Consider the following 23,706-nt stretch of genomic DNA (forward strand, 5'->3'; position numbering starts at 1 on the left):
GCGGCGCAACGACGCTGAAGTGGCTTTGTGCAAATCCTGAAAACAAAAAACCCGCGCTTGGCGTCCCTAGCGCGGGTTGTGTGTCGGCCCAGGGCCGGCAACGATCAGTACAGCTTCTTGGGCAGCTGCATGCTGCGAACGCGCTTGTAGTGGCGCTTCACGGCGGCTGCCTTCTTGCGCTTGCGTTCTGCTGTGGGCTTTTCGTAGAACTCGCGGGCGCGCAGGTCGGTTAGCAGGCCCAGCTTTTCAATGGTGCGCTTGAAGCGACGCAGTGCAACGTCAAAGGGTTCGTTTTCTTTTACGCGGATCGTAGTCATTAGCTAATGTTTTCCAAAAGTGTGCCGGCAGAGGGTTTCCAGGAGATCGGGCCTGAAGACCGTGCGTGGCGGGTTCCCCGTCTGTAACTAGTATTTGGCCGACGGGGTGATGCCAGCAAAGCCGAGGATTATAGCCTTTTATTTTTTGCGTGGTGGCTGTGTTGCATGTCTCTGGGCCCGCAGGATCTGCCAAGGCGTTGCAAAGGGGCTGTGGCTTGGTTTTTGCTTTGAAGTTGCAAAGTATTTACAAATGGCTACATCTTCTGTGAAGGCCCGCAAACATGCCCATCACGCACCGCTTGTCGGCTTGGCTAGGGCGCCTGAGTGTGGGGCGCAAGCTGATGCTGATCTACCTGCTCGATCTCACGGCCGTCATCTATGTCTCCAGCATCCTGATCCACGAGAAGAACGAGGCGATTGACTTCACCCGCAAGGAGACCGTGGGCACGGCCTATGCCTCGGTGGTGCGCGATGGGTTGATGGGGCAGTTTTTGCAGGCCCCTGGGGTGGCGCCGTCGGTGCTGGCCGTGCAGGAGCGTTTGTCTGCCATGCGCGACGCCCACGACGACAAGCTGCACACGGCCCCCGCCAGCCAACGCTTCAGCGATGCGTTGGGCCGTTTTGCGGCCTTGCAGGAGGGAGCCCAGGCAGGATTGAAGGCAGCGCCCCAGGCTAGCCTGGCTGCGCTGGCGGCAGCCCGGGGGCAGCTGCTGCGCGATGGGCGTGAGCTGCTGACCACCGTGGCCAACCAGTCCAACCTGATCCTGGACCCGGCGCTGGACAGCTACTACGTGATGTCGCTGGTGGTGTTGCGCTTCCCCGAGCTGCTGCAGGCGGTGCACGACACCATGGTGTTCTTGCAGGCCAGCCCCCCAGCGCGCGGTCCCCAGTGGTCGTCGGAGCTGCTGACGCTGGCCGGTCGGCTGGATGCCGTCATGCTGGGCATCGAGTCGGACTACAACCAGGCTTTCATCGCGGGCACGCCCGAGATGCACAAGGCGCTGGGTGGCCAGCGCGAGGCGCTGAAAGCATCGCTGATGGAGCTGCAGAGCCTGCTGCAGGCCATGGCGGCGGGGGAGTCGCGCCGCAGTGTGGCCGATGTGGCGCAGCAGCAGGCAAAGGTGCTGCAGGCACTGACCTGGGCGTGGGACTCCGGCATCACCGACCTGGACCGTCTGCTGGCCCAGCGTGTCGATGGGTTGTTTGCCCGCATGTGGCTGCACCTGGGCACCGCGCTGGTGTTGCTGGGTTGCATCTTGAGCCTGGTGACCTTGGTGGCTCGCCAGATCGCCAAGCCCCTGCAGCACCTGGCCAAGGTGGCAGATGAAGTGCGCCACAGCGGCGACCACAGCCTGCGCGCGCGCTGGAGCAGCCGCGATGAAATCGGCCGCCTGGTCACCGCCTTCAACGACATGCTGGCCCAGCTGGACCGCGAGCGCCTGCTGCAGCAAGAGCTGGCCGCCAGCGCCCGTGCCGCGCAGGCGCAGCGCGAGCTGGTAGAGGCCTTCCCGATTGCGCTGATGGTCACCTCCATCCCTGAGCACGAAGTGCTGCATGCCAACGCACCCGCCAGCCCGTGGCTCAACGGCCGGGGGCGGGACCCCTGGGTGGCGGGCCTGGAGCCTGGGGTGCGCGCGCGGTTCTTCCAGCGCCTGGCCGATCTGGGCTCGGTGGACGAGTTTGAGGTGCGCTGGAAGGGCGGCGCAGAGCCCTCATGGGCCGTGCTGTCGGCCCGCCGCCTGCACTACCAGGGGCGCGATGCGGTGCTGACCTCGTTCACGCCCATCAACGTGCTCAAGGTGATGGAGCAGCGCCTGGAGCTGTGGGCCAAGGTGTTTGAGGCCTCGTCCGAGGGCATCATCATCATGGACGCCCAGCACCAGGTGCTCAGCGTGAACAAGGCGTTTTGCCGCAGCACCCACTACGACTTCTACGAGCTGATTGGCGAGAGCCTGGGCATGCTGCTGGAGGAAGGCACGGGCGAGCCCTTGGAAGTGCAGATGGCGAACACCATGCGCGACAAGGAGTCATGGCAGGGCGAGGTGCGTTTTCGCCGCCGCTCGGGTGAGACGTACCCGGCCTGGCTCATGGTGTCGGCCGTGCGCGAGGGCAAGGACGGGCTGGTGTCCAACCACATCGGCATCGCCATTGACATCACCGACCGCAAGCTCAACGAAGAGCGCATCCAGTTTCTGGCGCACCACGACGTGCTGACCGAGCTGCCCAATCGCTCGCTGTGCGTGCAGCACCTGCAGCGGGCGCTGGTGCAGGCCAAAGAGTCGGGCACCCAGGTGGCCGTGCTGTTCATCGATCTGGACCGCTTCAAGACCATCAACGACACGCTGGGCCACCACATTGGCGACGGGTTGCTGCGTTCGGTGGCGGCGCGGCTGGTGCAGGCGGTGCGCGCGCTGGACACCGTGAGCCGTCTGGGAGGCGATGAGTTTGTGGTAGTGATGCGCGACGTGGCGGGCCGTGACGACGTGCAGCAACTGGTCGAGCGCCGCCTGATTCCGCTCATCCGCCAAAGCCACCCGGTGGAAGGGCATGAGCTGAACGTATCGTGCAGCGTGGGCATTGCGGTGTACCCCGAAGACGGTGCCGACCTGGACGAGCTCATGCGTCGCGCCGATGCCGCCATGTACGAGGCCAAGACCACCGGCCGTGACATGGCCATGTTCTATTCGGTCGAGACCGACCAGCGCGCCCAGGCCCGCCAGTCAATGGAGCAGCACCTGCGCCGCGCGCTGGAGCGGGACGAGTTGCACGTGCACTACCAGCCCCGCGTCAGCGCCCGTGGCGGGCGCTTGCAGGGTGTGGAGGCTTTGCTGCGCTGGCGCCACCCGGTGCTGGGCTCCGTGCCGCCCATGGACTTCATTCCGATTGCCGAAGAGACCGGCATGATCCGCGCCATTGGCGCCTGGGTGCTGGAGCAGGCGTGCCTGCAGTGGGTGCAATGGCAGGCCTTGCCCGCTGTCGATGGCCTGACGCACCCGTTGTGTGGCGTGGCCGTGTCAGTCAACCTCTCGGCCACCCAGCTGGCCGATCCCCATCTCGTGCCCGACATAGCGGCGCTGCTGCAGCGCACGGGCGTGCCCGCCCACCGGCTGGAGCTGGAGATCACCGAATCCCAGCTCATGGACAACGCCGACGCCGCCGCGCAGCAGCTCGCCGCCCTCAAGGCGCTGGGGGTGCAATTGGCGATTGACGACTTCGGCACCGGCTACTCCAGCCTGGGCTATCTCAAGCGTTTCGAGATCGACCGGCTCAAGGTCGATAAATCGTTTGTGCACGACATGCTCACCAACCCGGCCGACATGGCCATCACCCGGGCGGTGATTGCGCTGGGGCATACCCTGGGGCTCAAGATCGTGGCCGAAGGCGTCAAAGACCTGGTCACGGCGCAGGTGCTCAGTGCGCTCGATTGTGAAGAGCTGCAGGGCTACTACTTCAGCCGCCCCCTGCCACCGCAGCAACTGGAGGTGTGGGCGTTGCAGAACCCGACATTCCTGTCCTCGGCACCCCCACCACCGCAACTGGCAGCCAGTGCCTCCCAGGTCACTACGCCGGGGTGATCGCAACACCGTGGCGGCGCAGCGGATCCTGGCGCGGCAGGGCCATCCGTGCTGGTGGATTTTTACGCGGCCTCGGTGGGTTGCGAACCTGGCAGCGCCTGCGCGCAGGCCATGCCGCTGGCCCAGGCCCACTGAAAGTTGTAGCCGCCCAGCCAGCCGGTGATGTCCACCACCTCGCCAATGAAGTACAGCCCCGGCTGGGCCTTGCACTCCATGGTCTGCTGCGACAGCGCTTTGGTGTCCACGCCGCCCAGCGTCACCTCGGCCTTTTTGTAGCCCTCGGTGCCCGTGGGCGTCAGCTCCCAGCGGGCCAGTTGCTCGGCCAGCTTGGCCAGGGCTTTGTCTGATGCTTCGGCCACGGGGCGTTGCCAGTCGGCCTCGCGCTGCGCCCACGCATCGGCCAGGCGGCTGGGCACCAGCGTGGCCAGCTCATTGGCAATCAGCTTGCGCGAGCGGGCCTTGGCCTGCTGCAGCGCTTCGGGCAAATCCACCGTGGGGGCCAGGTTCACAGCCAGCGGCGTGCCCTCGCGCCAGTAGCTGGAAATTTGCAGTACCGCCGGGCCTGACAGGCCACGGTGGGTGAACAGCAAATCCTCGTCAAACGCCATGCGCTCTTTCTTGCTGCCCGTGCTGATTTGCACCGGCAGCGCCAGCCCTGACAGTTGGGCGTAGGGCGCCCAATCCGCACCATCGAAAGTCAGTGGCACCAGCCCGGGGCGCCGCTCCACCAGTGGGATGTTGAACTGCTGCGCCAGCCGGTAGCCCAGGTCCGTCGCACCGATTTTGGGAATCGACAGGCCCCCCGTTGCCACCACCACGCTGCGCGTGTGCACCGGGCCTCGGTTGGTATCAATTTGATAGCTGCCAGCGCTTGATCCATCTGCGCTAGAAGGCAAAAAGGCTATGTTCTTGACACTGCAAGGTTGCCACCGCGTGACCTGGCCCGCCTCGCACTCGGCCAGCAGCATCTGGATGATGTCTTCGGCCGAGCGGTCGGCAAACAACTGGCCCTTGTGCTTTTCATGGAAGGGGATGTCGTGCTTTTGCACCAGCGCGATGAAATCGGTCGGGGTGTAGCGCGACAGCGCCGAGCGGCAAAACTGCGGGTTCTGCCCCACAAAGTGCTTGTGCGGCGCCCGCACATCCAGATCGCGGTTGGTGAAGTTGCACCGCCCGCCGCCTGAGATGCGGATCTTCTCGGCCACCTTGTCACTGTGGTCGATGAGCAAGACCTTCAGGCCCCGCTGGCCCGCCTGGCCTGCGCAAAACAAGCCAGCGGCGCCAGCGCCGATGATGACGGCGTCAAAAAAAGGAATGGAAGACACAACAACCCACCGATGGACAAAACGCGTGATTGTCCACTGGCGGGCTGGCTTGCTGGGCAAGCAGGCGTCAGAACTGCGCTCGCAGCGTCACGCTCACGTTGCGCGGGTCACCGTAGTTGGGGTAATCCAGGTTGGCCCAGTATTTCTTGCTTGTCAGGTTGTTGATGGCGAGTGTGGCGCTGAGCTTGGGGTTGAACTTCCATGTGGCGCGCAGATTGACCAGGGCCATGGGCGACTCGGTGACGGTGACCGTGCCCAGCGTGGGGTGGGGGATGTTGTAGCCCACGATCTTGCTTTGCCACTGCACATCGCCGCCTATCGACAAGGGCGCGAGTGCGCCGGTGAACTGGTAGTCAGAGCCCAGTTGCAGCTGGTATTCGGGCAGGTTGGCGTAGATGAGGTCGGTGGCGGCGCGGGTGACCATGGTGCGGGTGAAGCCCGCCTTCGCGCGCCATTGGCGGTTGATCAAGCCAGACACTTCGATCTCAAAACCGTGCGAACGTGTGCCGTTGACGGTTTTGTAGGCGCTGGTGCCATCGGGCAAGCTGGCTTCGGGCACGCTGCTGTCGCGCACGCCATAGTTGTTTTGCTTGGTCTGGAACAGCGCGAGGTTGGCCTGCACACGCCGCTCCAGCAGCTCGGCCTTCAGGCCTGCTTCGGTGTTGGAACCCACCACCGCGCTCAGTGGTTGGTTGTTCACGTCCTTGTAGTTTTGCGGGTTGAAGATGCGGCTGTGGCTGGCGTAGGCCGACAGCGTGGGCGTCAGCTCGTACACCACCCCCAAGAATGGCGTGATCTTGCGGTTTTCGTCCTGGATGGCTGAGGTGCTGGTGTAGGCGCCGCTGGTGTTGTAGGCGTCTGTCTGCCGGTGCCAGTCGGTGATTCGGGCGCCGGTCAGCAGCGAGAGCGGGTCGCTCAGGCGCCAGCGGGCCGATGCGTACAGGCCCGTCTGGCGCGTGATCTGCTCTGTGAAGGCCCCGGTGGCGCGGTAGGTGGGCGCGGGCGCGCTGCCGTCCCAGGTGTAGAGGTTAGGAATGTTGTAGGTCCAGCCCGTCAGGCTGCTGTAGCTGTCGGTGTGGGCCTCTACGCGCGATGCGCTCATGCCCACCACCACGTCGTGCTTGCGCCCGCCCAGCTGCACTTTGCCCGACAGGTAGGCGTCGAGGGTGTCCTGGGTCTCTGTGCCGCCGCTGACGGCGGCGCGCAGTGTCAGGCCTGCGCCTGTGCTGCGGTTGAGGTAGCCCGAGCCGTAGGTGGCCAGCCGAAAGGAGTCGCCTTCGGTGTGGTTCAGGCTGACTTTGGCACTCCAGTCCTCGTTGATCTGGTGGTCCACGTTGGCGTAGAGCGTGGACGAGGTGCGCTCCCAGCGCGTCCATGATGGTGAGAAGCTGGTGGACACCGGCAGGTTGGCCAAGCCGCCGTCTGCGGCAAAGCGTGGGATGGTGCCCCAGATGGGCGCCTCGGGCACATTGCGCTGGCGCTGAAAGCCCACGGTGGCTACGGTGGCGTTGCCCAGGTCGGCCTCGATGGCGGCCAGCAGGGCGGTCTTGTCCTCCTGGTAGCGGTCGCGAAAGCTCTCCTTGGTTTGCGGCGCCACCACCAGGCGGCTGCGCACGCTGCCGTCACTGTTCAGCGGGGCGTTCAGGTCCAGCTCGCCGCGCCACAGGTTCCACGACCCAGCCGTTAGCGCGACCGACGCAGCAAATTCTCGCTGCGGGCGTTTGCGGATCATGTCCACCGTGGCCGAGGGCACGCCAATCGCCGTGAGGATGCCGTTGGCACCGCGCACCACGTCGATGCGCTCGTACAGCGCAGTGTCGTACTCCTGGTTGGTGCCGCCGCTGTACGTGGGCAGGCCATCGACCTTGAAGTCGGTGATCTGAAAGCCCCGCGCGTAGTAGAGCGGGCGCTGTGTGTCGTAAAAGCTCACCGCAATGCCCGTCACGTTGCGCAGCACCGCGTCGATGCTGGTGAGCGATTGGCGCTCCATCTGCGCACGGTCCACCGTGTTGGTGGATTGCGGGTTCTCGCGCGGTGTCAGCGGCAGGCGGGTGGATGCACTTTCGCGTGCGCCAGAGATGGTGATGTGATCCAGCGACTTGGGCTCTACCACGGCGTCGGCGGTGGAGGCCGCCTCGGTTTGCGTGGTGGCTTGCTCTGCGGGCGGGCTTTGTGCCCACGCTGGGCTCAGGGTGAGCAGCGCCGCGGCCAGCGCAATGGGGTGAAGGTGAGAGAGGGCAGCACGGGGGCTGCCAGCAAGGCACAAAGAGCGCATGCGGGATCCTGAAGAAGGTCAGACAACTGGCTGGCTGCGCTGCTCCTTCAGGGGGCACGGCTTGCTAACGAAGGCGTGTATTGTAAATTTATTGAGAATGGTTCACGTTTGATTGTTTCAAGGCGTTGTGGTTTGGCGACGTGCCAACCCAAGCCCAGGGCTCACCCCTTCCAGGTGAACGGAAACTTCAGCTGCTTGAAAAATCCGTTGGGCACGTAGTCGCCCAGCACGCCGTAGTGCTCTGGCCAGAGCTTGGTGCTTTTGACGGCAGTGCCAAACAGGTAGTCCAAAAAGGCGAAGTGCGCGGCGTAGTTTTTATCGAGCGCTTCCTGGTCCTGGCTGTGGTGCCAGTGGTGGAAGTTGGGCGTGACCAGCACGTAGCGCAGTGGGCCCAGGCGCACGCTCACGTTGGCATGGTTGAACACCGCCTGGAAGCCCACGATGACGATGTACGCGTCAATCACTTCCTTACTGAAGCCCAGCACATAGATGGGCGCCAGCACCATCGAGCGGGTGATGATCAGCTCCAGGATGTGCTGGCGCGACCCGGCCATCCAGTCCATGCTTTTGACGCTGTGGTGCACCGCGTGCAGGCGCCACAGCAGTGGCACCTCGTGGTAGGCGCGGTGCGTCCAGTACTGCACCAGGTCGGCCACCAGGATGATGCCAAACAGCGCCACCCAGAAGTTCAGGCCCTGCACCCAGCCGCGCACACCATCACTGGCGGCCCAGCCAAAGAACTTGTGCACGATGAGGTTGGTGGCCAGCAGCACAAAGCCCACCACCATGTGGTTCACGATGAAGTGGTGAAAGTCGGTCTGCCACTCGGCGCGAAAGATGGGTTGGTCCTTGCGGTGGGCAAACAGCTTTTCGATGAAGATGAAGATGAGCGAGCTGCCCAGCAGGTCGAGGATGAACCAGTCCAGCCCGATGTAGGGCGTGTGGTCGGGGAAGTTCGGGTTCACCTCCACCTTGTGCCCGCCCAGCAAGGCGGCCAGGGCCACCATGGCGAAAGAGAAAGTGGCCAGCCAGCGGGCGCGGTTGAACAGGATGTTGACCAGCGAGATGCCCCCGGCAATGGCCATGGCGGCCAGCATGATGGTGCGAATCACGTTCACGTCGTAGCTCTTGCGCAGCTCGGGTGTGGTGAGGTACTGCGGAAAGTGAAACGCCAGCACACCCAGCAGGCAAAGGACGGCGAGTGTCAGCGCGATAACGCCTGACACCAGGCCCTTGCCCGTGCGCAGGGCGCCGTGGCTTTCGGTGAATTCGTTGAGTTTTTCTAGTTGAATCATGGGTTTTCCTCCGTGCGAGAGTGATGCCGGACATCCCCAGCGCTGCGCGAGTGTAGCGAAGCTGCTACGGCGGATGCTGGTTGTGTGATGTAGCGCAAAGCAAGGCCCTCAGACGCCTGCGCGGTTTCTAAAATCGCAGCATGAACATCCCTTCACACCAACTCAGCATGACCGTGCTCATGTCTCCCGACATGGCCAATTTTTCAGGCAACGTGCACGGCGGCGCCATTCTCAAGTTGCTCGATCAGGTAGCGTATTCCTGCGCCAGCCGGTATTCGGGCTGCTACACCGTGACGCTGAGCGTGGACCAGGTGATGTTTTTGCAGCCCATCCATGTGGGCGAGCTGGTGACCTTTTTGGCCAGCGTGAACTACACCGGCAGCTCTTCGATGGAAGTGGGCGTGAAGGTGGTGGCCGAGGAGATCCGATCGCAGGTGGTGCGGCACGTGAACAGCTGCTTCTTCACCATGGTGGCGGTGGACGAAAACCGCAAATCGGTGCCCGTGCCGCCGCTGTCTCCCTCCACCCCCGATGAGCGCCGCCGCTGGGATGCGGCGGTGATGCGCAAGACGCTGCGCAAGGAGTTGGCCGAGCGCTTTGCCCAGGTGCGCCAGACTGCGGGGCAGTGAGGCACGCCCTGGGCATCGCAAGCTCTGCTCCCATGGCCATGCCCGGATGTTGTCCGGGCCTTTTTGATGGGGCGTGCGCGGAAGGCTTGGCCGTTGCGATCAGCGTGCCGCGCAGAAGCCAAACTCTGCTGCCGCGCCCGGTGCCAGGGTCTTGTTCCAGTCCACCCCGGATGCGTTCAAGCTGCTGCCAGACTGGGTCCACACCGCGTTCCAGAGGTTGTTGACCTGGCCGCTGATGGGCAGCGTGATGGCCCAGGTGCCGCTGGCGCTGCCCAGGTTGCTGACCTTGACACGCTGGCAGTAGCCAGCGCCCCAGTCGCTGTCCACCGTCTGCAGCACAGCAAAGTTAGGGCTGGGCGCAGGGGTCGGTGTTGGGTCAGGGGTTGGAGTGGGAGTCGGCGTTGGCGTTGGATCGGGTGTCGGGTTAGGGGTGGGTGTAGGCGTTGTGCCATCGCCCCACAGCTTTTGCAGCAACTGCACTTTGTCGGTGCGCACTGTGCTCCAGTCGTCGTTCAAGATGCCGCCGGTGTCGCCGCTGTTGGGGTTCCACGACCAGTAAAAGCCGCTGCGAATGCCTTTGCCCACCAGGTAGTCCACCAGGGCGTTTTGCCACTGCACATCGCGGGCATCGCCACGGCCGTATTTGCCACCAAACTCACCCAGCATGACGGCGTAGCCAGACTGAACGAAGCGGCCAAAGTGCTGGTCCCAGATGGCGGGCATGTTGGCCGGGAAGTTGGCGGCATTGAAGTACGACTGCACGTACACATCGGGCCCGTACACGTGGGGCGCGAGCAGCAGCCGGTTGGCCGGAATGTTCAACGGTGTGCACTCCAGGGGCTCCAGGCTGCCGCCCCAGAAGTGCCCGCCGCTGCTGGAGCAGCTGGGGTTCTCGCCAATGCCCTCCACCGCAATCAGCCACTTGGGGGCCACCTGCAGCACGGCGGCTGCGGCGCGCTCTGCCGCGCGGTTCCAGTCGGTGGCGGCATTGCCGGTGCCCCAGGTGGCGCTGCCGTGGGGCTCGTTCTTGATGTCCAGGCCAATCACGCCGGGCACGTTCACGTAGCGCTGGGCCACAAAGGTCAGGTCGGTAATCCACTGCTGCTCGCTGTAGCTAGAGGTGTACCAAAGCTCGCTGATGCTTTGGCAGTCGGGCGTGTGGTGGTCCAGCAGCACGTACATGCCGCGGTTGCTCAGCTCGTTGATGACCTTGTCCATCACTTGCAGCGCGCTCAGGCCTTGCAGGTCGGCGTTGCGGCTGTAGTCGATGCTGTTGGGCGCGTTGCCGCGCAGGGTGGTGGGGCAAAACGGCAGGCGCACGGCGTTAAAGCCCTGGCCCTGCATCTGGGTGATCATGTCCTTCCAGTTGCGGGCCCACAGACCGTGCACCACGTTGTTGTTGGTCTCAAAGCCAAACCAGTTCACACCGCGCAGTTGCACCGGCTGGCCTGCGTCGTTGAGCACTTTGCCAGCGCTGATTTCGTAGCTCCAGGCGAGGCTGCTGGTCAGCAGGCAACCGGCCAGGGCGAGTTGTTTCCAAAGCGTGTGGGCTTTCATGCAGGGGCTTCTTTCCAAAGGATGGGATGGACATGCTTTGGTTGCCACGCGCAGGGCAGCGGCCAGTGGGTGGCATGGGCTGTGGTGGTGCGCCAAAGCGGGGGGAGTGGATTGCAAACCAATTGCAAACGCTTCTCAAATGCTATGCGCAGCCCAGCCGCCACGCGCTGCAAGGCGCGTTGGGCTTGTAAGGCTCTGTTAAATGTGTGGTTTATGCCCCCACGCGGGGCGGTGCAGCGGCGGCTGCCATCGCAGCCGCTGCGGCTGTCAGCCCGCGCTGCGGGCCAGAGGGGCGGCGTCGGCAGCCTCTTGCGTGGCCAGGGCCACGCCCCGCACCACATCGCCCACCACGATCACCGAAGGGCTGCCCAGTTCCTCTTGGACGAGGGTGGTGTGCAGCGTGCCCAGTGTGGCTATCGCATGCCGCTGCTGTGGCAGGCTGGCGTGCTGGATGATGGCCACGGGCGTGCTGGCGGGCAGGCCACCGCTCAGCAGCTCTTGCTCGATGGCGGCGGCGCCGCTCACGCCCATGTAGATGACCAGGGTGAGCTTGGCGTCGCGGGCGGTGCGCGCCAGTGCGGCCCAGTCGGTGCCGGTGTCGCCTGGTTTGGCATGGCCGGTGACAAACACCACGCCGTGCGCATGCTCGCGGTGCGTGAGCGGGGCGCCCAGCGAGGTGAGGCCGGCCAACCCCGCGGTGATGCCGTTGATGACGGTGACGGGCACACCGGCTGCGCGCAGGTGCTCCACCTCTTCACCGCCGCGCCCAAAGATGAACGGATCGCCCCCTTTGAGGCGCACCACGTTCTCGCCCTCGTTCACGGCCATCAGCATCAGCTTTTCGATGAACGCCTGGGGCGTGCTCTTGCAGCCGCCGCGCTTGCCCACGTACACGATGCGGGCGCTGGGCGAGGCGTGGGCCACGATGGCGTCGCTCACCAAGTCGTCCACCAGCAGCACCGTGGCGGCCTGGATGGCCTTGAGGGCTTTGATCGTCAGCAGCTCAGGGTCGCCGGGCCCTGCGCCCACCAGAGTGCATTGCCCACCGGTGCCCAGATGGGGGCGTGCCGTGCCTGAAGGATGGGTGTGTGTGGGGCGGCTCATGGCAGTGTCTCTTTCGTGGTTTGCTCAGCCAGACGCAAGATGTGTTCCACCTGCCGCGCCAGCGCGGGCGGCACAGGCAGGGCGCCCGCGAGCACCTGGCGGGTGTACTCGGCGGTGGTGGCTACGTCGATCTCGGTGGGTAGCCCGGGCACCTCGGTGGCGGTGCCGGGTTGCTGCTCTTCCAGCAGCTGGTGCTTGCCGGCGACAAAGGCGTCATAACGGGGCGTGCGGCGCGGATCGGTGGCCACTTCGCCCTCCAGTCCGCGCGAGAGCAGTGCGCTCATCCCCATGCCGGTGAATGTGGCGTGCAGCATGTCCAGGTACTCGGGGTGGGTGTAGGCCGTGACCACCACCGCAGGGCCCGCGCAGGGGTTCATCAGCTTGACGGCACTGTGCCCGGGGTTGCGCAGGCCCACCACCTGGCGCACGGCCAGCAGGCGCGCCAGGCCGGGGTGCAGCCGCTCGGTGTGGATGTGTGCCACTTCTCCGTTTGCTATCGTTTTAGGAGCTTCTAGCGCTTTGATATCCAGCGCTTCAAGCACATCGGATGCCAAAATGCGGCGCGCCTCGGTGCGCATGCCGTGCAGCAGCACGGGCAGTCCCTCGCGCGCCAGCAGCAGGGCCAGCAGTGGGGTCAGCACCGGCAGCTTGCGGGCACCGTTGTAGCTGGGCAGCACGATGGTGGGGCGGCTGGTGGCGGGCAACTTGGCCAGCCGCTGGTGCGTGGCATCCAGAAAGCCGCACATCTCTTCGGGCGTTTCGCCCTTGATGCGCATGGCCAGGCAGAAGGCGCCAATCTCCAGGTCGGTCACGCTGCCGTCCAGCACTTGGCCAAACAGGTCGGCCGCTTGCTCACGCGTGAGCGGCTTGGAGCCGCGCGGGCCGCGACCGATTTCCTTGATGTACTGACTGATAGCCATGGTTTTGTGTGGCGGGACTTGTGAAATAGGGCTCCAGCGTCGTTATTTCGGCTTGCCGTACAGGCGTACTGTCTGCGCCGAAAATGCCTAGCTGGAGCCCTATTGCACAAGTCCTGGTGCGGTGGTTGTGGCAGTGAGGTGGGTGGGGCGCTATTTTGGCGCAACCCAGACAACTTTTGGTTATATGACGGCCTGTGTCGCGGGTTTGGACGCCAGCGGCCCGGTGGTGCGCACCATGCGCTTGAGTTCGGGCAGGCACGAGCCGCAGTTGGTGCCGCAGCGCAGCTTGCCTTGCAGCTGGGCCAGGCGGTCGTCGTCGGTGCCGTGGCAGTGCGCCAGCTCGGCGGTGATGGCGGCGTCCGTCACGTTAAAGCAGGTGCACACCGATTTGCCGCGCGACTGCACGGCCACGGGGGCCTTGGCACCGGGCACCAGCAGCAGGCGGCCATAGGTCTGCGCGGGCAGCTCTTCCTGCAGCAGGGTCTTGAGCCAGCCCTCGGCGCTGGTGTCGCCCGCCAGCACGATGCCTTCGAGCGTGGTGGTGTCACCGTGGCGTGCCAGCCGCGCGGCGCGGCGCTGGCCGCGTTTTTTGTCGGCATAGCGCAGCGTGTCGGTGGTGGCCAGGCCCATCAGTGCTTCGATGCGTTCCACTGTGGCGTCCGGCGGGGCTTCGTGCGCGGCGGCGCGCAGCAGCACGCCCACGCGCTCGCGCCCGGGTTCGCCCAGCGGCGTGTTGTTGCTGAAGGGCACACAACTGGCAAACGGAAACTGCGCCATCAGTGCGGACAGCGCTTCCCGTGCGGCCTGGGCGCTGTCGGCGGGCAGCCAGGCCATGGCCAGCAGTGTCCAGGGCAGCTCGGCCTTGAGCACCTTCACCGCCGCGTGCTTGAGCTCGGGCTGCTTGGACGTGGGGCAATAGGCCGAGGTGGTGAGCGCGTTCACGCCTGCCAAGCGCTCGCCGGTGGACGAGCAGCCGCTCAAAAATTCGCTGCCCCAGTGCATGGCCATGAAGGCCTGTGACAGGCCCACCGTGGTATCGGCCTGCGCGGGCACCACGATGGTGCCGCGCTTGCTCGTCACGTAGACCAGGTCGCCATTCTTCAGGCCGCGCCGCTCCATGTCCTGCGGGTGCAGCTGCACGCTGGGCTCGGCCACATGGCCGAACAGGCGGCCCAGGGTGCCGGTGCGGGTCATGCCGTGCCACTGGTCGCGCAGGCGGCCCGTGGTCAGGCTGAAGGGGTAGCGCGATTCGCGCTGCTCCGCCGTGGGCTGCCATGCGTGCGCGGCAAAACGGGCGCGGCCATCGGCGGTGGGGAAGATGCCGTCCTCGTACAGACGGGCCTTGCCGGTGGTGGAGCCCTCAGGCAATGGCCATTGTTGAGGCCCTTGGGATTCGAGCATGTCCCACGACAGGCCGGTGATGTCCAGGTCGCGCCCGCGCGTGCTTTCGCGGTGTTCGTTCCACACGGTTTCAGAGCCTTGGTCCGCATGCTCGGTGGTGTAGGGGAACAGCGTGGGCTGGCCGGGGCGCAGGCGTGCCTCCAGCTGGTGCGCAAACTGCACCGCAATGGCCCAGTCGTGGCGTGCCGCGCCGGGTGCGGGCACGGCAGAGCGCACGCGCGAGATGCGGCGCTCGCTGTTGGTCACGGTGCCGGTTTTTTCACCCCATGTGGTGGCGGGCAGCAGCAGGTCGGCGTACCGCGCGGTCTCGGCCGTTGCAAAGGCCTCTTGCACCACCACAAATTCGGCGCGCTGCAGTGCGCGGCGCACGGTGGCCTGGTCGGGCATGCTTTGCGCGGGGTTGGTGCAGGCAATCCACAGGGCCTTGATCTCGCCGTCGGCGGCGGCCTGGAACATCTCCACCGCCGTCTTGCCGGGTTGGCTGGGCACATCGGCCACGCCCCACAGCGCGGCCACCTCGGCGCGGTGCTGGGGGTTGGCCAGGTCGCGGTGGGCACTGAGCAGATTGGCCAGGCCACCCACCTCGCGCCCGCCCATGGCATTGGGCTGGCCGGTCAGGCTGAAGGGGCCTGCGCCGGGCTTGCCGATCTGCGCGGTGGCCAGGTGCAGGTTGATGAGTGTGGCGTTCTTGGCGGTACCGCTGCTGCTCTGGTTCAGGCCCTGGCAGTACAGGCTCAGGGTCGCTTTCGAGGTGGCAAACCACTGGGCTGCAGTGGTCAGGTCGGCCACCGAAATGCCACACACCTGGGCCACGCGCTCGGGCGTGGCGTCGCGCACCAGGGCCTTGAGTTCGTCAAAGCCCGTGGTGTGCGCGCCGATGTAGGCGGCGTCGATCCAGCTCTCCCACAGCATGATGTGCAGCATGCCGTTGAACAGCATCACGTCGCTGCCCGGCTGGATGGGCAAAAACAGGTCGGCCATGCCCGCCGTGTCGGTGCGGCGCGGGTCGGCCACGATGACCTTCATGCCGGGGTTGGCGGCGCGTGCGTCTTCGATGCGGCGGAACAGGATGGGGTGCGCCCAGGCCGCGTTGCTGCCCACAATGAACAGGCACTGCGCGTGTTTCACGTCGTCGTAGCAGGCGGGGGGCGCGTCGGCGCCCAGCGTCTGCTTGTAGCCCGCCACGGCGCTGCTCATGCACAGGCGCGAGTTGGTGTCGATGTTGTTGGTGCCGATCAGGCCCTTGGCGAGCTTGTTGAAGACGTAGTAGTCCTCGGTCAGCAACTGGCCGCTGACGTAAAAGCCTACGGCGTCGGGGCCGTGCTGCTGGATGGTGTGGGCAAACTTGTCCGTGGCCAGGCCCAGGGCCGCATCCCACGACAACGGCTGAGGGGCATCGCTGCGTTGCGCGCGGTGCAAGGGTTGCAGCAGCCGGGTCTGCAGCGTGATGGGGCTGCTGGCCGTGAGGTGCAGCGTCGAGCCCTTGGTGCACAGGCGGCCAAAGTTGGCGGGGTGGTTCGGGTCGCCCCGCACCCCAGTGATCTGGGGGCCGTCGCTTTCGATGATCACGCCGCAGCCTACGCCGCAGTAGGGGCAGGTAGATTTGGTTTCTTGCATGGCGTGTGGCTTTGAATGTTTTACGGCGCTAGCGCTTTATTTATAAACGCTAGCAGCTATTATTTTTATAGCTATGGAGCCCGTTGGGGCTGGTGCAGGGGTCTGGGGGCTGGGCTTGTTGGCAAGGGGCGGGCGCGCAAGGCACCCTGCGCCTACGCACCCACCGTGCGGCGTGCAGGCCCGGCGATGGGCCGCGTCAAATCCGTGGCCACGGTGGCCAGCTCTGCAGCGTCCAGGTACACGGCACCGTCCTCCACCTTCACGGTGAACTTGGGGGTGCAGCCCTCATCGGGGGCCGATGCCTGGCCGTCGCACAGGCCGATGGTCCAGTTGTGCATGGGGCAGGCCACATGGGTGCCAAACACAATGCCTTGCGACAAGGGGCCGCCCTTGTGCGGGCAGCGGTCGAGCAGGGCGAAGACGCCGCCCGCGTCGTTGCGGAACACCGCCACATCCAGGCCCTGGGGGCGGGCAACGCGGCGCGAGCCCAGCACGGGGATGTCTTCGATGCGGCAGATCAGTGTCCATTCAGTCATGGTGGCGATTCCTTGTGGTTGTTGGGGGGCTCTGGGCTCTGTGTCAAGCGGCCAGGGAGGCATACATGCCGGTGACGCGGTCCATGCTGGCCAGCAGGTTCTCGCTGGTCACAAACACCTCGGACACCTGGCGAAACGTATTGGCGCCTGTTTGCATGCGCTGCAGCGCGGCGTCAAAAAACACCCATTGCCCGTCGGCCAGTTGCAGTTCCTGGCGAATGCGGTCGGTGGCTTGCGGCGCGGTGCGCAGCAATTCGTTGGCGCTCAAAAACTCTTTGCGCGCCTTGTCAATTTCGGTGGTGCTGGTGGCAGCGTCCACCTGCAGCATCGCGGCCAGGCAGAACTTGGCCATGCGCTGGCTCAGCATGCGCTGGCGCCCGGCCACGTTGACCAGATGGCCCACGGGCTTGCCCGAGGCCGCTTCGTATTGCACGGTGCCCTGGTGGGCCAGGGCCAGCACCTTGGCGTCGGCCTGCAGCAGGCTGCTGGCCGCGTCTTTGGAGGGCTGGGCCGTGGTCAGCACGGTTTTGTAGGCGCCCCAGGCGGCTTCCAGCTCGGTGTAGGTGGTGCGGATGTCTGCTTGCGGGGCGTAGGCCTTGAGTTCGGCCAACTGCCGCTCAAACAGCTTGATGGACTGGGCCAGCGCCTGGCGCGCCGGGTTGGCATCGGCCTGGTGGGCCAGCATGAGCCAGGCTTTGGCCATGCGCTGGCTCAGCATGCGCTGGCGGCCCGCCTTGTTGATGGCGTCGTTCACATCCTGCACCTGGGCCCACGCCGCCACCGGGGCGCCCACGGCGCCTGCCAGCAGGGCGCCAGCGCTGGCGTTCAGAATCCATCGGCGTTGCAGCATGGGTGGGCTCCTTGGTGGTGAGGGGGCGGGCAGCGGGGCAGCAGGCAGCGGCGTTAGGCGCCCAGGGGTACAAACTGGCGTGTGTCCACGGCGGCTTTGTCAAACTCGAACCAGGGGTCGGGCTCGCCGTCCAGCGCAAACTGCAGCTGCTCCCACAGCGCCTTGCGGCCTTCGTGGTCTTCGAGAATGCGCTTTTTCACATAGTCCAGGCCCACGCGGCTCACGTAGTGCACGGTGCGCTCCAGGTACCAGCCTTCCTGGCGGTACAGCTCGCAAAACGCGCCCGTGTACTCCAGCACTTCTTCGGCAGTTTTCAGCTTGGTGAAGAAGTGCGCCACCTCGGTCTTGATGCCGCCGTTGCCAGCGATGTACATCTCCCAGCCGCTGTCCACGCCGATGATGCCCACGTCCTTGATGCCGGCCTCGGCGCAGTTGCGCGGGCAGCCGCTCACCGCGAACTTGACCTTGTGCGGGGCGTACATGCGCCACATGGCGCGCTCCAGGTCCTTGCCCATCTGCGTGCTGTCCTGCGTGCCCATGCGGCACCACTCGCTGCCCACGCAGGTCTTCACGGTGCGCAGCGCCTTGGCATAGGCGTGGCCGCTGGGCATGCCGATGTCCTTCCACACGTTGACCAGGTCTTCCTTCTTCACGCCCAGCAGGTCAATGCGCTGGCCGCCCGTGACCTTGACGGTGGGGATGTTGTACTTGTCCACCGCGTCGGCAATGCGGCGCAGCTCGTCAGCTGTGGTCTCGCCGCCCCACATGCGCGGGATGACGCTGTAGGTGCCGTCCTTTTGGATGTTGGCGTGGCTGCGCTCGTTGATGGCGCGGCTTTGCGGATCGTCCTTGGCGTCCTTGGGCCAGGTGCTGATCAGGTAGTAGTTGACGGCGGGGCGGCAGGTGGCGCAGCCGTTGGGCGTCTTCCATTCCATGAACTTGAAAACGTCGCCAATGCTGAGCAGTTTGTTGGCACGGATCGCCTCGCGCACGGCCTGGTGCCCATGGTCGGTGCAGCCACACATGGCCTTGGTCTTGGGCGTGGCGCTGTAGTCACCGCCCGCGGTGAACATGATGATCTGCTCGACCAGGCCCGTGCACGATCCGCACGATGCGCTGGCCTTGGTGTGCTTGCGCACTTCATCGAGCGTGAACAGGCCCTTGTCCTTGATGGCCTTGCAGATAGCGCCCTTGGTCACGCCGTTGCAGCCGCAGACCTCGTCGGTGTCGGCCATGGCGGCGGCCTTGTTGTGGCCCTGGTGGCCCACGTCGCCGATATTGCTTTCGCCAAACATCAGCTTGTCGCGGATGTCGCTCACGCTGCGGCCATCGCGCAGCAGCTTGAAGTACCAGCTGCCGTCCACCGTGTCGCCATACAGGCAGGCGCCCACCAGCTTGTCGTCCTTGATGACCAGCTTTTTGTACACGCCGCCGAAGGGGTCGCTCATCACGATCTCTTCGGTGTTCTCGCCGCCCTGGAAGTCGCCCGCGCTGAACAGATCGATGCCCGTGACTTTGAGCTTGGTGGACGTGAGCGATCCCTGGTAGCGGCCGATGCCGAACTCGGCCAAATGGTTGGCCAACACCTTGCCCTGCTCGAACAGAGGAGCCACCAGACCATAGGCAATGCCCCGGTGCGCGGCACATTCGCCCACGGCGTAGATGCGGGCGTCGGTGGTGGTTTGCAGCGTGTCGCTCACCACAATGCCGCGGTTCACGTACAGGCGCATTTTTTCGGCCAAGGCCGTGTTGGGGCGGATGCCCACGGCCATCACCACCAGGTCGGCGGGCACCTCGGTGCCATCTTTGAACTTGACGCTGGCCACGCGGCCTTCGGCGTTGCCCACCAGCTCTTGGGTCTGTGCTTTCATCAAGAACTGCATGCCGCGCTCTTGCAGCGACTTTTGCAGCATCTTGCCGGCCACGTCGTCCAGTTGGCGTTCCATCAGCCAGTCGCCCACATGCACCACGCTCACTTGCATGCCGCGCTTCATCAGGCCGTTGGCTGCCTCCAGGCCCAGCAGGCCACCGCCGATCACCACCGCGTGCTTGTAGGTGGCTGCGGCGTCGATCATGGCCTGGGTGTCGGCAATGTCGCGGTAGGCCAGCACGCCTTGCAGGTCTTTGCCGGGGATGGGCAAGATGAAGGGGTTGGAGCCTGTGGCGATGATGAGGCGGTCGTATTCGGCGGTGATCACATCGCCGTCCTTGCTGGTGGCGCTCACCACGCGGCGCACGCGGTCCACATCATTGACCGTGAAGCCGGTGTGCAGCGTGATGTGGTTGTCGGCGTACCACTGCCAGTCGTTCAGAATGATCTCGTCCAGCGTCTGCTCGCCTGCCAGCACGGGCGACAGCAGGATGCGGTTGTAGTTCGGGTGTGGCTCGGCGCCAAACACCGTGATGTCATACAGATCGGGGGCAATCTTGAGCAGCTCTTCCAGCGTGCGCACACCGGCCATGCCATTTCCCACCATCACCAGTTTGGGCTTTTTCATCGTGACTCCGTCGGTTCCATCGCCAGGGGCGAATCGAAAAGCAAAAAAGGCGTCCACACGATGCTGCTTCGGACCTCGAAACCGCATGTGGGGACGCCTTCGTCCGTGCAACCCTTCTGTGCGCCGTTGCACCGGTGAATTGCGCGACCCGCTTGGGCCGTTGCTGGTGTTAAGCAATGCGTGTGCCAGCTTGTGTGCACCGCTGTGGGGCATGCCTGGTGCAGGCGCTGCGGGCTGGCGGGTGCGATCCGGTTGGCGGGCCGCACCCAGCCGGGGCGCGCTCGAGGCGGCTCCCGGCTTGCCGCCTTGTTCGCCGCCGCGTGCACCACGTTGGGCACGAAACCTGCGTGCCCGTGGTGCATGAGCTTTGAACTGGACTTTGGCCAGGTGTCCCTGCAGGGGCGCAAGGACATCAATGAAGACTTTGCCGCCCTGGTCGAGGGCCGTGGGCATGAGCGTGCGCGCGGCGCCATTGCTGCCATTGCCGATGGCGTGAGTACCGGCGGCCACGGGCGTGAGGCCGCGCAGACCAGCGTCAATGCGCTGGTGACGGACTACTTCGCCACGCCCCCCACCTGGGACACCACCGTGGCGCTGGACCGCATTCTGGCCGCCCACAACAGCTGGCTGGCCGCGATGAACCGGCGCCGCCAGCCCGCAGTGGGCCTCACCACGATCACCGCGCTGGTGCTGCGGGGCCAGTCCTACACCCTGGCGCATGTGGGTGACACGCGGGCGTATTTGCTGCGCGACGGGCGCCTGCAGCGGCTGACGGCCGACCACGTCATCGCCCAGCGCGACATGGCGCACCAGCTCACGCGCGCCATGGGGCTGGACGACCATGTGGTGGTGGACTACAGCCAGGGCGAGGTGCAAAGCGGCGACCTGTTTGCGCTGCTGTCAGACGGGGTGCATGGTTTTGTGCCCGAGCGCCAGTTGCAGGCCCTGCTGCAGGCCGCCCAGCCTGCCCAGGTGTTGAGCGAGCAGCTGGTGGATGCGGCGCTGCGCAGCGGCAGCACCGACAACCTCACTGCCATGGTGATTCAGGTCAAGGGCGTGCTGGAGAGCACGCTGCAAGACGAATCGCGCCGCGCCCTGGCCCTGCCGGTGCTGCCGCTTTTGAAGGTGGGCGACACGGTGGATGGCCTGACCGTGCGTGCCGTGGTGGCCGACAACGGCGTGCACCGCGTGTACCAGGTAGAGCAGGTAGAGCAGGTAGAGCAGGTAGAGCAGGTAGAGCAGGTAGAGCAGGTAGAGCAGGTAGAGCAGGTAGAGCAGGTAGAGGCCTCTGCGCAAAGGGGTGGGGCAGGGCGCCTGTACGCCCTCAAGACCCTGTTGCCCCAGCGCGCCCATGATGCGCAAGAGCGCGCCACGCTGGCCCACGAGGCCTGGGTGGTCCGGCGCATGCAAACGGGCGCGGCCGGTGCGCACCTGGCCCGATTGGTGGACTGGCCCTTGCGCCCGGCACCCGGCGCTGCGGCGCGCGATGCCAGCGGCTTTTACCTGCTGTACGAATGGCACGCGGGCCGCACGCTGGGCGACTGGTTGCGCCACCGGGCCCACGGCCAGCCGCTGAGCGTGGCGCAGGCGGTCGGCGCCGTCACACAGGCGGCCCAGTTGCTGGGCTGGCTGCACCGCCAGGGCGTGGTGCACCGCGACATCAAACCCGACAACCTGCATCTGGGCGACGACGGTGTGCTGCGCGTGCTGGACCTGGGCGTGGCCCTGAGCGGCCGTGAGCCCGAGGCCACACGCCGCCTGCATGCGGGCACGCCCAGCTACATGAACCCCGAGCAGTGGGCGGGCTACGAGCGCAGCAGCGACACACAGGGCCAACTGCCCGATGCAGGCAGTGATTTGTTTGCGCTGGGGGTGACGCTGTACCAATTGCTCAGCCATGGCCGCCTGCCCTACGGCGAGGTGGTGGCCCACCAACTGGGCCGTTACCACCGCGACCCGCAGGCCCCCAGCCGCCACAACCCGCAGGTGCCCATCTGGCTCGACCACATCGCCCTCAAGGCCGTGGCCCGTCAGCGCACCCAACGCTTTGAAACCGCCGAGGAAATGCTGCTGGCTCTGGAGCGCGGCGCCTCACGGCCCCTGCCCGTGGGCGGTGCGCAATCCCTATTGCAACGCGATGCGACCGCAGTGTGGAAGATTGCGTTGGCGGTGAGCGTGCTGGTGAATTTGTTGTTGGTTTACTGGCTTCTGTTTTTGCCGCGCTGAGGGGTGCTATTGAAAATATAGCTGCTAGCGCTTATAAATAAAGCGCTAGCAGCATATTTCATGCAATGTGTATGGCCGGCTTTTGGTGAAACCCGCCATGCGCTGCGCGCACGGCCGCCCTTTTATTCAGCAGGCCTCTTTGCGCTTGAGATATCCGTTCGGGTTGAGCTTGTCGAAACCTTGCGCGGCGCTTCGACAAGCTCAGCGTGAACGGTTCAAGTAGGTTCGTGCCGGACCAATAACGAAAGGGCGCAAGCGCTATCGCGCTTACGTGCTTCACGCAATTCACGCGCTGCGCGCACGTCCACCTTTCTCTGCCCACGTTCTGGTCCAGCGGATCTGCATCACCCGCAGCAGCACCAGCATGGCCGCAGCGCACACCGCGATGGACACAAAGCCCCACAGGTAGCTGCCGCTGTATTGCTTGGAAAAGCCCATGGCGTTCGGGATCAGGCCGCCGCCCAGTGCCCCGATTTCGCCAATCATGGAGCCCGCCACCGCCGTGGACAAAGGCCAGCGCAAAGGCACCAGTTGGAACAGGGCCCCATTGCCTGCGCCCAGCGCGGCAAAGCACACCAGAAACAGCAGCACCGTGACGGGCAAAGACTCCTGCGCAAACCCGCACAGCACCAGACTGACAGCGGTGATGCACAGCACGCCCGTGAGGGTGTTCACGCCACCCCAGTGGTCTGACAGCCAGCCGCCAAACACCCGCAGCGCTGCGCCCAAAAAGGCGGCCAACATGGTCAGCTGCCCGGCCTGCACTTTGCTGACGCCAAACTGCCCATTGAAGTAGCTGGGCAAGAAGGTGGTGAGTCCAATGAAGCCCCCAAACGTCACGGCATAAATCAGGCTGAAAGCCCAGCCGTCTTTTTCAAACAGGCAGGCCACGTGCTCGCGCAGGCTGGCGTGGGCGTCCAGGTCTGGGGGCTCCTGGGCGTACACCGCCATCACGATGGCCGGAATCGCCACGCTGATCGCCGCAAAACCGTACACCGTTTGCCAGCCAAACTTTTGGGCGAGGGCGGGCGCCAGCAGCGCCGCCACGGCCGTGCCCACATTGCCTGCACCCACAATGCCCATGGCCAGGCCCTTGTAGCGCGGTGGAAACGAGCCCGAACCCAGCGACAGCGCCACCCCAAAACTGGCCCCCGCCACCCCCAGCAGAACGCCCATGGCCAGCAGGTCGTTGTAGGTGTGCACAAAGAAGTAGCCAAAAGCCATGGCCACGGCAATGCCCGCCATCTCGACCAGCGTGGCGCGCTTGCGGCCGATGTACTGCGCGAGGATGCCCAGCGGGAACCGCATCAGCGCGCCTGCAAAGATAGGCAGCGACAGCATCAACCCCATTTGGGTGGGGGTGAGCTGGAAGTCCTCCCGGATGAACGGAGCCATGGCCCCGTTGATGACCCACACGGCGCACGAAAAGCCGAAGTAAAGAAACGAGGACCACAGCGTGGGGGCGTGGCCCGACTTGAGGAATTCGCGGAACTGGAGCATGGAGCGCGCCTGTGCAAAGGTGCCACGGGCTGGTGGCCTGCCTGCGCAGCCCATGTGTTGCCCGTGTCAAAAACAAAAAAG

Annotated in this window: 15 protein-coding genes; 3 read left to right on the plus strand and 12 right to left on the minus strand. The window is 65.2% G+C overall.

Annotation, left to right across the window (positions count from 1 at the left end):
* Window positions 1–104: 104 nt before the first annotated feature.
* Window positions 105–317: a 30S ribosomal protein S21 gene (gene rpsU, locus CLU88_RS01450; protein WP_007833691.1), complete on the minus strand. Its 213-nt coding sequence runs from the start codon at window positions 315–317 to the stop codon at window positions 105–107.
* 281 nt (window positions 318–598) lie between these two features.
* On the opposite strand from rpsU, the gene CLU88_RS01455 reads away from it, so the two are divergent.
* On the plus strand, window positions 599–3,892 hold the full coding sequence (locus tag CLU88_RS01455) for an EAL domain-containing protein (RefSeq protein WP_099655074.1): 3,294 nt from the start codon (window positions 599–601) through the stop codon (window positions 3,890–3,892).
* Window positions 3,893–3,954: 62 nt separating this feature from the next.
* Here the strand turns inward: CLU88_RS01455 and CLU88_RS01460 are convergent, their stop codons facing one another.
* The 3 genes from CLU88_RS01460 to CLU88_RS01470 form a co-directional block, all read right to left on the minus strand.
* Entirely contained in the window at window positions 3,955–5,217 is a 1,263-nt protein-coding gene (locus CLU88_RS01460; protein WP_099655075.1) for an NAD(P)/FAD-dependent oxidoreductase, read from the minus strand.
* A gap of 67 nt (window positions 5,218–5,284) precedes the next feature.
* On the minus strand, window positions 5,285–7,492 hold the full coding sequence (locus CLU88_RS01465; RefSeq protein ID WP_099655076.1) for a TonB-dependent siderophore receptor: 2,208 nt from the start codon (window positions 7,490–7,492) through the stop codon (window positions 5,285–5,287).
* Between the two features lie 161 nt (window positions 7,493–7,653).
* Window positions 7,654–8,787 (minus strand): sterol desaturase family protein, encoded by a 1,134-nt coding sequence (locus CLU88_RS01470; protein WP_099655077.1) that lies wholly within the window; start codon window positions 8,785–8,787, stop codon window positions 7,654–7,656.
* Window positions 8,788–8,927: 140 nt separating this feature from the next.
* Between CLU88_RS01470 and CLU88_RS01475 the strand changes: the two genes are divergently transcribed.
* Window positions 8,928–9,416 carry an acyl-CoA thioesterase gene (locus CLU88_RS01475; protein WP_099655078.1) on the plus strand — a complete coding sequence of 163 codons (489 nt, stop codon included), beginning with the start codon at window positions 8,928–8,930 and terminating at the stop codon, window positions 9,414–9,416.
* 99 nt (window positions 9,417–9,515) lie between these two features.
* On the opposite strand, the gene CLU88_RS01480 is transcribed toward CLU88_RS01475, so the two are convergent.
* From CLU88_RS01480 to nirB, 7 genes are all read right to left on the minus strand, one after another.
* Complete coding sequence (locus tag CLU88_RS01480) at window positions 9,516–10,973, minus strand: cellulase family glycosylhydrolase (protein WP_099655079.1); 1,458 nt, start codon at window positions 10,971–10,973, stop codon at window positions 9,516–9,518.
* Between the two features lie 267 nt (window positions 10,974–11,240).
* Window positions 11,241–12,077 carry a uroporphyrinogen-III C-methyltransferase gene (cobA, locus tag CLU88_RS01485; RefSeq protein WP_099655080.1) on the minus strand — a complete coding sequence of 279 codons (837 nt, stop codon included), beginning with the start codon at window positions 12,075–12,077 and terminating at the stop codon, window positions 11,241–11,243.
* Window positions 12,074–12,997: a DNA-binding protein YbiB gene (gene ybiB, locus CLU88_RS01490; protein ID WP_099655081.1), complete on the minus strand. Its 924-nt coding sequence runs from the start codon at window positions 12,995–12,997 to the stop codon at window positions 12,074–12,076. Before ybiB ends, cobA begins: the two co-directional genes overlap by 4 nt.
* A 180-nt stretch (window positions 12,998–13,177) precedes the next feature.
* A complete protein-coding gene (locus CLU88_RS01495; protein WP_099655082.1) occupies window positions 13,178–16,015 on the minus strand; it encodes a nitrate reductase in 2,838 nt (945 codons plus the stop codon).
* 152 nt (window positions 16,016–16,167) lie between these two features.
* Window positions 16,168–16,551 (minus strand): nitrite reductase small subunit NirD, encoded by a 384-nt coding sequence (gene nirD / locus CLU88_RS01500; RefSeq protein ID WP_099655083.1) that lies wholly within the window; start codon window positions 16,549–16,551, stop codon window positions 16,168–16,170.
* Window positions 16,552–16,594: 43 nt separating this feature from the next.
* Complete coding sequence (locus CLU88_RS01505; RefSeq protein WP_369827686.1) at window positions 16,595–17,398, minus strand: type IV pili methyl-accepting chemotaxis transducer N-terminal domain-containing protein; 804 nt, start codon at window positions 17,396–17,398, stop codon at window positions 16,595–16,597.
* A 56-nt stretch (window positions 17,399–17,454) separates the two neighbouring features.
* Window positions 17,455–19,899 (minus strand): nitrite reductase large subunit NirB, encoded by a 2,445-nt coding sequence (gene nirB / locus CLU88_RS01510; RefSeq protein ID WP_099655085.1) that lies wholly within the window; start codon window positions 19,897–19,899, stop codon window positions 17,455–17,457.
* 360 nt (window positions 19,900–20,259) lie between these two features.
* Here nirB and CLU88_RS01515 point away from each other — a divergent pair, with 360 nt between their 5' ends.
* The gene (locus CLU88_RS01515; protein WP_099655086.1) at window positions 20,260–22,125 is read left to right on the plus strand and encodes a bifunctional protein-serine/threonine kinase/phosphatase; all 1,866 of its coding nucleotides are present in this window, start codon (window positions 20,260–20,262) and stop codon (window positions 22,123–22,125) included.
* A gap of 285 nt (window positions 22,126–22,410) precedes the next feature.
* On the opposite strand, the gene CLU88_RS01520 is transcribed toward CLU88_RS01515, so the two are convergent.
* Entirely contained in the window at window positions 22,411–23,625 is a 1,215-nt protein-coding gene (locus tag CLU88_RS01520; RefSeq protein WP_099658557.1) for a nitrate/nitrite transporter, read from the minus strand.
* Window positions 23,626–23,706: the final 81 nt, after the last annotated feature.

Origin of the sequence: Acidovorax sp. 56 (assembly GCF_002749705.1) — a bacterium.
Classification (GTDB): Bacteria; Pseudomonadota; Gammaproteobacteria; order Burkholderiales; family Burkholderiaceae_C; genus Acidovorax.

Excerpts from the sequence above, each read along its gene's own strand:
- CLU88_RS01480 (WP_099655079.1), bottom strand. The coding sequence starts at position 10,973 with ATGAAAGCCCACACGCTTTGGAAACAACTCGCCCTGGCCGGTTGCCTG.
- cobA (WP_099655080.1), bottom strand. The coding sequence starts at position 12,077 with ATGAGCCGCCCCACACACACCCATCCTTCAGGCACGGCACGCCCCCAT.
- nirD (WP_099655083.1), bottom strand. The coding sequence starts at position 16,551 with ATGACTGAATGGACACTGATCTGCCGCATCGAAGACATCCCCGTGCTG.
- rpsU (WP_007833691.1), bottom strand. The coding sequence starts at position 317 with ATGACTACGATCCGCGTAAAAGAAAACGAACCCTTTGACGTTGCACTG.
- CLU88_RS01520 (WP_099658557.1), bottom strand. The coding sequence starts at position 23,625 with ATGCTCCAGTTCCGCGAATTCCTCAAGTCGGGCCACGCCCCCACGCTG.
- CLU88_RS01475 (WP_099655078.1), top strand. The coding sequence starts at position 8,928 with ATGAACATCCCTTCACACCAACTCAGCATGACCGTGCTCATGTCTCCC.
- CLU88_RS01515 (WP_099655086.1), top strand. The coding sequence starts at position 20,260 with ATGAGCTTTGAACTGGACTTTGGCCAGGTGTCCCTGCAGGGGCGCAAG.
- CLU88_RS01495 (WP_099655082.1), bottom strand. The coding sequence starts at position 16,015 with ATGCAAGAAACCAAATCTACCTGCCCCTACTGCGGCGTAGGCTGCGGC.
- ybiB (WP_099655081.1), bottom strand. The coding sequence starts at position 12,997 with ATGGCTATCAGTCAGTACATCAAGGAAATCGGTCGCGGCCCGCGCGGC.
- CLU88_RS01470 (WP_099655077.1), bottom strand. The coding sequence starts at position 8,787 with ATGATTCAACTAGAAAAACTCAACGAATTCACCGAAAGCCACGGCGCC.
- CLU88_RS01465 (WP_099655076.1), bottom strand. The coding sequence starts at position 7,492 with ATGCGCTCTTTGTGCCTTGCTGGCAGCCCCCGTGCTGCCCTCTCTCAC.
- nirB (WP_099655085.1), bottom strand. The coding sequence starts at position 19,899 with ATGAAAAAGCCCAAACTGGTGATGGTGGGAAATGGCATGGCCGGTGTG.
- CLU88_RS01455 (WP_099655074.1), top strand. The coding sequence starts at position 599 with ATGCCCATCACGCACCGCTTGTCGGCTTGGCTAGGGCGCCTGAGTGTG.